The sequence below is a fragment of the Rickettsia japonica YH genome, from assembly GCF_000283595.1.
In the GTDB taxonomy this organism is placed as follows: domain Bacteria; phylum Pseudomonadota; class Alphaproteobacteria; order Rickettsiales; family Rickettsiaceae; genus Rickettsia; species Rickettsia rickettsii.
On sequence record NC_016050.1, the window covers coordinates 98,086 to 110,905 of the forward strand.

A 12,820-nucleotide genomic window follows, 5' to 3' on the forward strand; every position below is an offset into this window, starting at 1 on the left:
TGCTGGTACCTTTATTGCATCAAATTTGCTTATAACGTGGTTGGGGCTTGAAGTTTTTTTAAGATGAAACCTATACTCATTAAATGAGGGATTGCAGTAATATATTTATCTATAATGGCTTCCATCATGTTTTTAAATACATTTAATATAGGAGAGAAAAGATTTTCATTGTTCTCTGATGCTGGTTTTCGATGTTCTGAGTTACTATATCTTTAGAGAATTATCCTGTTGCATATTAAAAAACTTTAATGCTGCCTCAAAATCCCCGTCTTTTGTATAGACTTTCTGAATATTTAAAGCATGTAATATTGTAAATATTTTTAAGTTGGAACTAGAAACAAAATTATATGCATCTTTAAATAATAATTTAGAAGCGGTTGCATATCTTGTAACTGCTTTTAGTCAATTTACAAAGGAATATCCTGAGCTTGTAAATTGAGCATGATGCATAGTGTTACTCCTGTTTTAAAATAATAAAAATCATATATCACATGATTACCGTATATTATGGTTGCATCACAATATATGGTAATCAGAGAAAATCAATATCTAAAAATAAAAAAAGTAAAATATATAATTTGATTTAATCAAAAGGCAGTATAGCATAAATTTTTCAAGGTTCGTCAGTACTTGGAGTACAAAAGCTAAGCATAATTTGACAAGAATTAGAGCGCTGTAAGCTAATAGAATGGTTGAAAGATTTAACAGAAGAGAAAACAAGATTATTACAACGATGGAACTATAAAGTTTATTGATAGTTCAATTAAAAAATGGAATAATCAAGGCATAAGATTGCTCTAAGCCTTGATTATAATAGTGATGGCAATTAATTTGTAAATAATTAAAACTTAAGTTTTGTACCTATAAGACCAACAGTACCTCGTGTTGTTTTACTAGGTGCTTCAGGGTAATATACAGGTTTACCTTTAGCTTGGAAATGAGAAATTTCAGCATATGGTAATAAACCAGGCATGATCTTATATTCAGTAGCGAGGCTTACAGCATTAACGGTATTTTTATATCTTGAAGTTTTAAGATATTCAAGACTTGTTTTTATAGGTCCTTGTCCATAAGCAACTGCTCCATTGTAATAATAGGTATCACGACCGACTTTATAATATTCCTTAGCGGTTAAGCTTTTACCTAAATTACCGTAAGAAGCACCACAAGAGAAATTACCGTAAGTAAATACAGCTCCAAGATTATATGCTTTTAAGTTAGAAAGCTTATAGGTATTAAGCACTTGAATTGTAGTTCCGTCCATTTTGGCATGAATAAGACGACGAGCAGGTTTACCGTATTCTCCGGTGACAGATAATTTTAAGTCTGCATCTTCGCTAATTTCATGTTCATAAGTTAAGCCGGCAGAAAAAGCATCCCTAATATTCTGATTAATAGTCATGGTTTCGTTATTCTCTAATTTAACCGTCTTTATTCCGGTTTTAGAAACACTAACTCCGTTTCTGCCTGAGCTTTCAAGCGTTAAATTATTTATATCTCTATTACCGCCTGTATTAGCAGTATCGGGAGTATAAGAAACTCCGGCTTGGAAGCCTTTCATTTTAGGCGTGAAAAAATTCAATCTTCTAGCTCTCTCAGCTTTATCATTGATTTGATCAAAAGAATTAGAGTATGACTCAAGATAAAAGCTAGCATTAGTATCAAAATCCGATTTTAAACCATTATATCGCATATATTGACCGTCAAGTAGAGCATATCTAGACCATCCTCCAGTACCTGCAGTTACTTGACTACCGGTAATACGCAACTTAGCGCTTGCATCAGCAGGAGAGCCGAGTTCTACTTTACCGTAACTAGTTTCAATAAAGATATGTGATCCATTATAACTTGTAGAGGTTTTTGCTCTTGTAGTAGGCTGAAGCACTATTTTAACACCTGCTATTACATCATTGATAGTTTTAGCAATAGTGGCCGCAAACGCTGCTTCCGTGTAAAACCCTAGCTTTTTCCTGTTATCAGTTACATTTTTATCAAATAAAATTAAATGATCCTGTTTAATATAACCGTTTTCAAATAAATAGAATCCTTCTAATTTTATTTCAGTATCAGAATTAGAAATAACAGGTGTTGAATTTTCTTCAGCAAGACCAGCTGATGCAAGGCAAATAATACTTGCAGTTAATAATAATTTTTTCACTTTAATAAGGCTCCTATAAACTTAAATAAAATTTACTATACAAAATAAATTTTAGCATTAATAAATATAACAACTACACTATAATATTAATAATTCTTTTCAGAATTGACAAAATAAAAAACTATTTTAATTTGTAATAATTTAATTTTAAGTATATATATGTTGTATTATTATCACTATCATTAATTCAAGTAGTCTCAGACTTATAGTTTTAAAGAAAAATTTTGTATTGTAAATAATTATGAGTTATAGTCATTAGTTTATTAATTAAATCAAGTTTTGATTATGGCTATAATGTCAGATAAGTGGATAAAAGAAGCTGTTATAAATCACAGTATGATAAGGCCCTTTGCGGAAAAGCAGGTAAGAGTGCATAATAAAGAAAAGATTATTTCTTACGGCTTATCTTCTTACGGCTATGATGCTAGAGTATCTAATGAATTTAAAATATTCACCAATATAAATTCTACTACGGTTGATCCAAAAAATTTCAGTGAATATAATTTAGTTGATAGAGAAGTAGATGTGTGTATTATCCCACCTAATAGCTTTGCCCTTGGCAGAACTATAGAATATTTTAAAATACCGCGTGATATATTAGTTATTTGTGTCGGCAAGTCCACTTATGCAAGATGCGGTATAATAGTAAATGTGACTCCGTTAGAACCGGAGTGGGAAGGGCATGTAACTTTAGAGTTTTCTAATACTACTCCATTACCTGCTAAAATATATGCAAATGAAGGAGCTTGTCAGTTTTTATTTTTAAAGAGTGATCAAATTTGTGATACTTCATATGCCGATCGCCAAGGAAAATATATGAAACAAGTAGGCGTAACTTTACCGCTAACATAACTTTATGTAGAAAATTATATTAAATTTTTAATAAGGATTTTTATGAGTACAATAAACACCGATACTAATGAGACAATGCCGCATATTTCCGTTAATGCACAATATATAAAAGATTTATCTCTTGAGAACCCTTCTGCCCCGTCTTCTCTTGCGGCTTTGGATCAACGCCCTCAAATTGATTTATCTCTAGATATAAATATTACTAATTTATCGGAAGAAAATTTCTATGAAGTAGAGTTAAATATCGAGGCAATTGCAAGAAATGAGAAATATACATTATTTCAGATAGAATTAAAATATGCTGGAGTATTTAATTTAATTAATATTGAGTCTGAACAACATCCGGTTTTATTATCCGTTCATTGTCCGGCAATGATATTTCCATTTGCCAGAAAAATTATAGCTAGCTGTACTCAAGATGCAGGATTCCAGCCTTTAATGATTGATCCTATAGATTTTGGTGCCTTATATCATAAGAAAATGTCAGAGCATCAAAACTAAGAAAATCATTTAATTATTTAATAAATTTCATTTTAAACGCCATGGTTTTTAAACCACAGATAGAGCTTAATAGTAAAAATTTTATCAATTTGATTAAATATTCTTTACTTATGTTATTAATAAATGTATAAAGCACTAGATAAAAAATTATAATTTAGTTAACAATAATTAACTGTAATTAAATTATAGCACAATATAAAAATTGAATTTTATGGAGAAAAATAATGAGAGTTTTGTTAATTGAAGGCGAGCCGGAAATGGCTAACTTAATTGAACTAACTTTAGCTTCAGAAGGGATAGTTTGCGATAAAGCTTCAGTTGGTGTAGAAGGTTTAAGACTTGGTAAAGTTGGTGGTTATGATCTAGTAATCTTAGACCTTATGTTACCGGATATTAATGGTTTTGAGATATTACTAAGATTGCGTGCTGCAAAAATAAAAACCCCAATCTTAATTTTATCTAGCTTAACGGATACGTATCAAAAGATTACTGGTTTTTCTTCCGGAGCCGATGATTATCTAACTAAGCCGTTTGTAAGAGAGGAATTAATTGCTAGAATTAAAGCTATAGTTAGACGTTCTAAAAGTCATGCAGCATCAGTATTTAGGTTTGATAAGGTTAGCATAAACCTAGATACTAGAAGTATAGAAGTTGACGGCAAAAAAGTACATTTGACGAACAAAGAATATGCTATTTTAGAGCTATTAATACTCCGAAGAGGAACTATCTTAACTAAAGAAATGTTCTTAAATCACTTATATAGTAGTGTTGATGAACCGGAAATGAAAATTATTGACGTATTTATTTGTAAACTTCGTAAAAAGTTAAGTGATGCTGCCGGCGGTAGAGATTATATCGACACAGTATGGGGACGTGGTTATATGCTAAAGGAATATGATGAGTTACAACAAAAAGAAATTTTAGCACAAGGAGCATAATTAATGCCTTTATCTACTTCTTTACTTGGTAAAAAAAGTACTTATAAAGATAGTTATGATGTGACTTTATTATTTAAAATTCCACGTATAAATCATCGAAACGAACTTGGAATAAATAGTAATAATCTTCCGTTTTACGGTGTAGATGTTTGGAATACATATGAACTATCTTGTCTTAATAAGAACGGTAAGCCATGGGTTGGAGTAGGCACTTTTTATATACCGACGGATTCTGAAAATATAGTAGAATCAAAATCATTTAAATTATATCTAAATTCTTTTAATAACTTTGTTGTTGAATCAGTAAAAGAACTAGAAAGAATTATCTTGCAGGATCTAAGTAATGTTACACACGCTAAAGTAACAGGACGTATATTTCCTATAAATACAAGAGTAGAATTTGGTGTTCCAAGCGGTAAAAATATTGATGATTTAGATATAGTATGCAATAATTACGGTGCACCCGATAATAGTTTAATTGAGTATGAAGATGTTTTGGTAGAAGAAGAGATTAATTCTAATTTACTCAAATCAAATTGCCTAGTAACCGGTCAACCGGATTGGGGTACAATCGTTATAAAATATAAAGGAAAAAAGTTAAAATATGATTCTTTTCTGAAATATTTAATATCTTTTAGAAATTGTAATGAGTTTGCAGAGCAGTGTGCTGAGCGTATTTTTACAGATATTAAAAATGCTATAAGTCCTGATTTTCTTTCTATTTATATAGTATATACTAGGCGTGGAGGAATTGATATTTGTCCCTATCGTTCTACCGATAAAAGTTATACTTTACCTAGCGATAAACGATTTATTAGGCAATAATCACTTTTCTAATCCATACAAAAATCCGTTTGTGAGAAAAGTATTGTCAGTGTGGATTGAAAAACGCATCCGTTGTCATTCCGTGGCTTGACCACGGAATCTAGCTTAAAATACTATTATTAGTATTTTAGATTTTTTTATGGACTCTGTGGGTCAAGCCACGGGGTGACACAGTGGATTTTACCGGTCCATCCAGCAATGTTCAACTATACAGGAATGACATAAACGAGCCACGCAATAACGCTGATCAAGGCGGGGTAACAATCAAAAAATAATTCACGTAAGCAAGCTTTTCGCAGGATAGCAGTTAGTATAATTTTATGATTCTTTTGTAGGATTTTGTGGAGGCTTTAGGCTTTCTACTATTTTATTCAGGTCTATTTGACTACAGATCCCCAGTAATACGGGATCACGAGGACGAATAGAATTCATATTCCAATGGCTACGGGTTCTAATAGCATCTATAGTAATTTTAGTAGTACCTATTAATTTAATTATTTGATGGTCTTGGATGTTCGGATAATTAGACAATAACCAATATATAGCATCCGGTTTATCTTGACGTCTTGCTATAGGAGTGTATTTAGCACGCTGTTTTTTCTGATTTTTCATCAATTCATCAGCAGGGCTGTATGAAATTTGTAAATTAGCATTAGGATCTTTACTGCAACGCTCAATTTCCTCTAAAGTTAACTGACCGTTTGCAATTGGATTTAAACCTTTTATAGATTGTGCTACTTCACCGTCAGCCATACCTTTTATTTCAAATTCATGAATACCGCAAAAATCGGCAATTTGTTTAAAAGTTAAAGAAGTATTTTCAATTAACCATATAGCTGTGGCTTTTGGCAGAAGTGGTAATGTTTTTTGCGAATTCATGATAATTGTTTTTTGGCTTAATTTAAGAAGTTATAACAAATAGAGTTATTTAAGTCAATCTTCATTTAGAAACTTAACTATCTCCTCAACTACTTTCTTAGCATCGCCGAATAACATAAAAGTATTATCGTGATAAAATAGCGCATTTTTTATACCTGCATATCCTGATGCCATAGAACGTTTAATAAACAAAATCGTACGTGCTTTTTCGACATCGAGTACCGGCATACCGTAAATTGGACTGTTCGGATCATTTTTAGCAGCAGGATTAGTTACGTCATTTGCCCCAATCACAAGCACTACGTCAGTGGTAGCGAAATCCCTATTAATTTCTTCAAGCTCAAGTACTTTCTCATAATCTATATTAGCTTCTGCAAGTAAAACATTCATATGCCCTGGCATTCTACCTGCTACCGGATGTACGGCAAAACGTACATTAATATCTGAACGTTCTAATATATCAACCAGCTCTTTTATGATATGCTGAGATTGGGCTACTGCCATACCGTAACCGGGAACAATTATCACCGATGATGTATTAAGTAGTAAATGTGCTGCATCTTCAGGGCAGCTTGTTTTTACTATTTTATCGTCGTCTATATCCTTGTTAATTCCAGTAGGTGCAGGCAAAAACGCCCCAAAAATAACCTTAATTAATGAGCGATTCATCGCTTTGCACATTATATAGCTAAGTATGGCTCCGCTACTACCGACTAATGCTCCAGTAATAATAAGTAGGCTATTGCTAAGCGTAAAGCCTATACCTGCTGCCGCAAAACCTGAATAAGAATTTAGCATTGAGACTATAACAGGCATATCTGCACCGCCTACCGGTATTATTAGTAATACTCCGATTAACAGTGATAAAAAGACTATTAGATTAAATAAAAATATATTCTCTGAACGAATAAACGATATTACTAGAATAACCAATATTATTGCCGTTAATAAGCATATATATTGCTGACCGTAGAATTTTAACGGGCTACTTTTCATTAAGCCTTGTAGTTTTAGAAAAGCTATAATTGAACCGCTAAAAGTTAAAGCACCGATAGAGACGCCTACTGATATTTCTATTAATGCATTAATCGGTAAACTTCCTGCTATTCCTATAGAAAAATTTTCAGGAGCAAGTACTGTAGCATAAGCTACAAATACCGCAGCAAGACCGACAAAAGAGTGAAATCCCGCTACTAATTGAGGCATTGCCGTCATGGAGATTTTAAGTGCGATAATCCCGCCGATTACAGCACCTAATAATATGGTTGCTATAATGGGTAATTTATGAGTAAAATCCGGTAGGAAAAAAGTAACGATGACTGCTATCGCCATTCCCAAAATACCTATGGTACTGCCTAAACGTGCTTGTTTCTGTGAGGATAAGAATTTGAGTGATAGAATAAAGCAAACAGCCGCAACTAAGTATAATAACTGGATAATTTGTAGGGACATAGGTGAATGTATGTTTATATTATTAGCTATTTAGTGTCATACTGCGGCTTAACCGTGGTATCCAAAAAAATAAAAAAACTGGATCCCACGATCAAGTCGCGGGATGACAAATACGCTTCAAGAACCATGCAACAAGGCTAAAAAGTAAATCCTATACCTATAGAAACTATTAAAGGATTAAGTTTAACTTTAGAGGTCATGGTTTTATTACCCACTAAATTCGGTTTATACTCAAGTTGAGGATTTAAGAAAAATTGTCTTACGTCAATATTGATGAAAGTATCATCTTTAGCATAAAAATCTACACCTATTTGTCCTACGGCACCGTGTCCGTTTTTAATTTTAAGACCGGTAGCTTGCGTAAGCATATAAGAACCGTGATAACCTATACCTATATATGGTCTTATTCCACCGTAAGGAGCTATATGAAATTGTCCGGTAACTGTTGCAGGAATCATATAAATAGGTTTGTTTTTTCCTAGTTTAACATTATCAACGCCATAATTATGAGCAACGGCTGCAAGGGATGTATATTTAGTGCGTAAAACATTAAAGCCAAGTGATAATTCAGTAGCTAAATAATTATTAAAGAATATAGTAGTGGACACATCACCTCCATAACCGTTTTTTGCTACTTCTCCTACTAAAACAGGTTGAGGAGAGGTAGGAGTAGGTAATCCTTTTTGCTTAGCACTTGAAACAACACCTCCTAGACGCATCTTGAAAACTAAACTGCCTTCGTTTTCGTAATACGGTGTACTATCATAGTCAGGAGCAGAGTCTACATCATCATACATGCTTTTAGCAAAACTATTAATACTTATGCTGGATACAAACAAAATTATCCCTAATTTTTTCACTATTCTTAACATATAATTATAACCTTTACTTGCTTAAAATTGATTACCGTATTATTATATAAAATTTTTGTTTATATATTTATACTATTGTCATAAAAGATAGAATTCTTTTATGCTAAAAGTCAAGACATTTAAGTAAAATTATAGAAATTATTGGAGCATATTAATGAATGATGCATTAAAAACATATTTAATCGGTATAGGTTGGTTTTTACTTAGTTTAGTAAGTAGTAGTGCCAATGATGTAATGTCTAAATATCTTGGAACTCGTTTACATAGCTTTGAAGTAGCTTTTTTCCGCTTCTTTTTCAGTAGCATAGTTTTACTACCTTTTGTTGTTTATTATGGTAAAAATACTTTAAAAACAAGTCGTCCTTTTGTACATATATTAAGAGGGTTATTATTATTTTTCGGTATGACTTCTTGGACTTACGGTCTTACCATAGCTCCCGTTACTACTGCAACAGTCGTAAGTTTTTCTATTCCTTTATTTACGTTAATACTTGCCGTATTTTTTCTGAACGAAAATATTATTTGGCCAAGATGGGTAGTTACCGTAGTAGGATTTATAGGACTTGTTGTTACGCTTAAACCGCATGCCGAGGATTTTAACCCAGAAATTTTGTATTTTGTATTAGCAGCTATTTCATTTGCTATGCTTGATATTATTAATAAAAAATTCGTAATAAAAGAATCGATGATTAGCATGCTATTTTATTCGGCAATAGTAACTGCTATAGTGTCGTTACCTGTAGCATTGCAGTATTGGCTAACTCCTAGTAGTTTTGAATTAGCTTTATTGTTTGTACTCGGTAGTAGCGGAAGCTTAATATTATTCTTCCTGCTTAAAGCTTTTTCCATGGTAGATGCAACCGCTACCGCTCCTTATAGATATTTAGAGCTGGTTATTTCGGTAATAGCGGCATATTTCATATTTAACGAATTTCCTGATAAAAGCACACTTCATGGAGCAGTAATAATAATTCCTACCACCTTATTTATAATATATTCCGAAAAAAAAGCTATGAATAGAAAACATGAATCGCAGTAAACTAGTATTTTCAAGCGGTATCGCTAACACTTTTGAATGGTATGATTATGTATTATTCGGTTATTTTGCACCCATAATAGGAACAAAATTTTTTCCAAATGATGATGCTAATACTTCTTTACTGCAAGCTTTTTTAGTATTTGCTATAGGTTATTTGGCAAGACCGTTGGGCGGCATATTTTTTGGTGTTATCGGTGATAGATTTGGACGTAAAGTAGCCTTAACTAGTGCGTTATTTTGCATGTCTGCCCCAACCGTATTAATAGGAATATTACCAACTTACCATACTATCGGTATAACTGCGACTATATTAATGATTTGTGTACGAATTCTACAAGGATTATCAATGGGAGGAGTTTTGACCGGCTCTATTTCCTTTGTTATTGAGCATACTAGCCATAAACACCAAGGCTTAACCGGTAGTATTTCAATGTCTAGTATATGCTCCGGTTTATTGCTTGGTTCTTTTGTTTCTTATATTGTTAAGAATATCCTAACAGTTTCACAATTTGATAGTTTTGGCTGGAGAATACCTTTTTTACTTGGTTCTTTTATTCTTTTTGCAGCATTTTATATTAAAAAAAATACACACGAAACACCGAATTTTAAAAATCTAAGAGAGCAGAACAAGATTTTACAATCACCGTTAAAAAAAGTCATTACCAATTATTGGCTTGATATATTAATCTCGATTTTTATAAATGCTCCCGGTTCGATAATATTCTATCTAACTACAATTTACTTGGTATCGTTTTTTAAAATCAGCCGCAACTTTACTGAAAATGAGGTAAATAGCCTTGCTAGCGTGTGTTACGTGATTATGATAGTCGTAACTTTATTAAGCGGTTATCTATCCGATATTATAGGTCGCAGGAAAATTTTTGTAATTAATCTGATAATAATTATTGTAACAACGCCATTTTTACTTAATAATTTTGAGAGTGGGGCCTTCACAAGTGTAATTATCTCACAATTGATACTTGCTATACTTGCTGCTAGCTATATCGGTCCTGAACCAGCATTACAAGCAGAATTGTATCCTACAAATATACGTAACACTGCTCTCTCTATTTCATATAACACTGCTACAAGTATTTTTGGTGGTACTACGCCTCTTGTCTTTGAATATTTAGTACACAAAACAGGGCATGTAACCTCAGCAGTTTATTATGTCATATTAAGCTGTATTTTTGCATTGATTGCCTTATCTTTTTACAAAAATAGAAGTTTAGATAAAATATGAAAAAATTACAAAACCTGCAAACCTAGTTGAATTTAATAACAAAATTGTAGTCTTTAAACCTAAGAGTTATTACTATGGCGATGCTTGTGAACATAAAATAACTGAAAAGGGATTAGTCTTTGCCAGTATCTCTGAGGATACATCAATCATTCCAGAACTTTTAAAGAAGTAACTAGTGACGAAGCAATTTCAAGGATAGATCTAGACTTATTCGGTACATGTCATAGAGTTACTACGAGTGTAACGGCTGACCTTCTACAACAAGAAGAAAATGGTTGTTTGGCAATGAGGCTTGTTACTGCAGAAGAGATACCCAAATTACACAAGTTAGTACAAGATAATAAAATGATATTAGCATGCCAAACCAAAGAAAAAACACTAAAGATTTTAAGTGATTATTTACAGAAAGAATTTGGGATGTATGCTAATGAAACTACAGTAGCATCTTATGATGGGGTACATATAAGTGGAGCGAATGAAGATAAGAGCTTTTTTGTAAATAGTAAACGAATTTCCAAAATTTTTCTTGATTTTATGACAAATATGTGGCAAAAAGGGTTTGAAATAATCGTGCTACTATAGCTCAGGGGTAGAGCACTTCATTGGTAATGAAGAGGTCGAGGGTTCGATTCCCCCTAGTAGCACCATAACACATCCTAAACTTTGTGAGTTTTTAACCTTTCTTGAAAAACTCATATGCTGATTTTAGTCTAGTTTCTGTCAGATAGTATTATGTTTATAGTATTATGTTTATTTTATAAAGCTAAGTTGCAAATAATATAAAACTAATGTATGATTTACATTTAAAATACGGTAACGATTATTTTATTATATGATAGACATTCTTCTTTTTGTACATATTACTATTGCAATATTGCTAATTATAGTTATTCTGATGCAGCGTAGCGGATCGGATGGAATTAGTAGTATAAGCGGCGGTAATAATATGGGAGTAGTCAGTGCTAAAACAGTCGGTAATTTTCTTACTAAAAGTACTATAATACTTACAACATTATTTTTAATAAATGCAATAGTACTTGCTAACCTTTCCTCAAAAAAGAAATCTGATTTAGTTTCTAAGATTAATGAAATTGAAGAAAATCAAGCAGAAAATAGCTTACCTATAGCTAAATAGTTACAGCTTTATCTTAGTAATATCTCTCATACTTGTCATTGTCTACCGTTGTTGGTATTGTTGTGTGGGTCGGTAAAAGCCACTGTGTCACCCCGTGGCTTGACCACGGGGTGACAGATAAAAGTACTGGATTCCTGCTTTTGCGGGAATGACATAACAGGAGTCATGTAACAACACCTATGGATAAATGGCATGATATCAGAGAATTTAGTATAGTTTTCAGAACTCCCAATATATATTATTAGAGTACAGCAATATTTTTGCACCTAAAATAATTTTAGAAATGTCTATAGAATTTAATATAAAAGAAAAAATTTATATCATTTGATGTATGTTTTTTACAGTCCTTATTATAATAGGGAAACTTAATATATCAAAAATTTGTTTACCTTAATATTTTTAATTTTTATATTCTTGAATTATCTATAGGAGCAATTTTTTACCCGTTAACTTTTTTATTAACGGATTTAATAGCTGAGTTTTACGGTAAAGAAAGAGCCAATTTTTGTGTAAAGCTTGCTATTATTTTTAATATAATAGTAGTTTTAATAATAAGTCTCATGGATAAATTGGAAGCTACTAATATCTTGTTTAGAATCAACTTTTGCCTGTTATATAGCTCAACTTGTTGATATTAATCTATTTATGGATACGTAAAATTACTAAAGGTAAATATTTATGGATAAGAAATAATTTTAGTACGGCAATTTCTTTATTTATTGATACTTTTATTGTAATTGGGATTATAAGCTTATTTAATATTTTTCCTTTTGACCAATTAGGTCATCTTGTACTTAACAGCTATTCATTTAAACTATTTTTTACTATATGTAATACTCCAGTATTCTATGCAGGAGTTTGGTTAATAAGCTTATTCATTAAGAAAGGATAAGCTCTTAGGAAAAGCTTATCCTTATTTAAATTTT

The 12,820-nt window shown here is 31.9% G+C and carries 11 protein-coding genes, 1 tRNA gene and 2 pseudogenes; 10 read left to right on the plus strand and 4 right to left on the minus strand.

Features of this window, described 5'->3' with window-relative positions:
- Positions 1-841: 841 nt before the first annotated feature.
- Positions 842-2,158 (minus strand): porin, encoded by a 1,317-nt coding sequence (locus RJP_RS00575; RefSeq protein ID WP_014120484.1) that lies wholly within the window; start codon positions 2,156-2,158, stop codon positions 842-844.
- 285 nt (positions 2,159-2,443) lie between these two features.
- Between RJP_RS00575 and dcd the strand changes: the two genes are divergently transcribed.
- The 4 genes from dcd to queF all read left to right on the plus strand — a co-directional run bounded on the left by dcd (position 2,444) and on the right by queF (position 5,274).
- Positions 2,444-3,010 carry a dCTP deaminase gene (gene dcd, locus RJP_RS00580; protein ID WP_024704438.1) on the plus strand — a complete coding sequence of 189 codons (567 nt, stop codon included), beginning with the start codon at positions 2,444-2,446 and terminating at the stop codon, positions 3,008-3,010.
- A 42-nt stretch (positions 3,011-3,052) separates the two neighbouring features.
- On the plus strand, positions 3,053-3,511 hold the full coding sequence (secB, locus tag RJP_RS00585; RefSeq protein ID WP_014120486.1) for a protein-export chaperone SecB: 459 nt from the start codon (positions 3,053-3,055) through the stop codon (positions 3,509-3,511).
- 224 nt (positions 3,512-3,735) lie between these two features.
- The gene (ctrA, locus tag RJP_RS00590; RefSeq protein WP_014120487.1) at positions 3,736-4,449 is read left to right on the plus strand and encodes a response regulator transcription factor CtrA; all 714 of its coding nucleotides are present in this window, start codon (positions 3,736-3,738) and stop codon (positions 4,447-4,449) included.
- A gap of 3 nt (positions 4,450-4,452) precedes the next feature.
- Positions 4,453-5,274 carry an NADPH-dependent 7-cyano-7-deazaguanine reductase QueF gene (gene queF, locus RJP_RS00595; protein ID WP_014120488.1) on the plus strand — a complete coding sequence of 274 codons (822 nt, stop codon included), beginning with the start codon at positions 4,453-4,455 and terminating at the stop codon, positions 5,272-5,274.
- Between the two features lie 318 nt (positions 5,275-5,592).
- On the opposite strand, the gene RJP_RS00600 is transcribed toward queF, so the two are convergent.
- From RJP_RS00600 to RJP_RS00610, 3 genes are all read right to left on the minus strand, one after another.
- Positions 5,593-6,153, minus strand: coding sequence for a cell cycle transcriptional regulator TrcR (locus tag RJP_RS00600; RefSeq protein WP_014120489.1), 561 nt, complete (start codon positions 6,151-6,153; stop codon positions 5,593-5,595).
- Positions 6,154-6,207: 54 nt separating this feature from the next.
- Positions 6,208-7,605 (minus strand): NAD(P)(+) transhydrogenase (Re/Si-specific) subunit beta, encoded by a 1,398-nt coding sequence (locus RJP_RS00605; RefSeq protein ID WP_014120490.1) that lies wholly within the window; start codon positions 7,603-7,605, stop codon positions 6,208-6,210.
- A gap of 137 nt (positions 7,606-7,742) precedes the next feature.
- Positions 7,743-8,477, minus strand: a complete 735-nt coding sequence (locus RJP_RS00610; protein ID WP_014120491.1) for an OmpW family outer membrane protein — start codon at positions 8,475-8,477, stop codon at positions 7,743-7,745.
- 154 nt (positions 8,478-8,631) lie between these two features.
- Here RJP_RS00610 and RJP_RS00615 point away from each other — a divergent pair, with 154 nt between their 5' ends.
- From RJP_RS00615 to RJP_RS00635, 6 genes and pseudogenes are all read left to right on the plus strand, one after another.
- Positions 8,632-9,516 carry a DMT family transporter gene (locus RJP_RS00615; RefSeq protein ID WP_014120492.1) on the plus strand — a complete coding sequence of 295 codons (885 nt, stop codon included), beginning with the start codon at positions 8,632-8,634 and terminating at the stop codon, positions 9,514-9,516.
- Positions 9,503-10,759, plus strand: coding sequence for an MFS transporter (locus tag RJP_RS00620; RefSeq protein WP_014120493.1), 1,257 nt, complete (start codon positions 9,503-9,505; stop codon positions 10,757-10,759). Before RJP_RS00615 ends, RJP_RS00620 begins: the two co-directional genes overlap by 14 nt.
- A gap of 279 nt (positions 10,760-11,038) precedes the next feature.
- Positions 11,039-11,242, plus strand: a pseudogene (locus RJP_RS07015) (hypothetical protein); the annotation flags it as partial.
- Between the two features lie 89 nt (positions 11,243-11,331).
- Positions 11,332-11,406: transfer RNA gene (locus RJP_RS00625), tRNA-Thr, on the plus strand.
- Between the two features lie 185 nt (positions 11,407-11,591).
- Positions 11,592-11,894 (plus strand): preprotein translocase subunit SecG, encoded by a 303-nt coding sequence (secG, locus tag RJP_RS00630; RefSeq protein ID WP_004996773.1) that lies wholly within the window; start codon positions 11,592-11,594, stop codon positions 11,892-11,894.
- A gap of 331 nt (positions 11,895-12,225) precedes the next feature.
- Positions 12,226-12,786 (plus strand): annotated as a pseudogene (locus RJP_RS00635) (queuosine precursor transporter).
- Positions 12,787-12,820: the final 34 nt, after the last annotated feature.

Coding starts and splice junctions, on each gene's coding strand:
- RJP_RS00620 (WP_014120493.1), top strand. CDS start 9,503: ATGAATCGCAGTAAACTAGTATTTTCAAGCGGTATCGCTAACACTTTT.
- dcd (WP_024704438.1), top strand. CDS start 2,444: ATGGCTATAATGTCAGATAAGTGGATAAAAGAAGCTGTTATAAATCAC.
- RJP_RS00605 (WP_014120490.1), bottom strand. CDS start 7,605: ATGTCCCTACAAATTATCCAGTTATTATACTTAGTTGCGGCTGTTTGC.
- RJP_RS00615 (WP_014120492.1), top strand. CDS start 8,632: ATGAATGATGCATTAAAAACATATTTAATCGGTATAGGTTGGTTTTTA.
- RJP_RS00610 (WP_014120491.1), bottom strand. CDS start 8,477: ATGTTAAGAATAGTGAAAAAATTAGGGATAATTTTGTTTGTATCCAGC.
- ctrA (WP_014120487.1), top strand. CDS start 3,736: ATGAGAGTTTTGTTAATTGAAGGCGAGCCGGAAATGGCTAACTTAATT.
- RJP_RS00600 (WP_014120489.1), bottom strand. CDS start 6,153: ATGAATTCGCAAAAAACATTACCACTTCTGCCAAAAGCCACAGCTATA.
- secG (WP_004996773.1), top strand. CDS start 11,592: ATGATAGACATTCTTCTTTTTGTACATATTACTATTGCAATATTGCTA.
- secB (WP_014120486.1), top strand. CDS start 3,053: ATGAGTACAATAAACACCGATACTAATGAGACAATGCCGCATATTTCC.
- queF (WP_014120488.1), top strand. CDS start 4,453: ATGCCTTTATCTACTTCTTTACTTGGTAAAAAAAGTACTTATAAAGAT.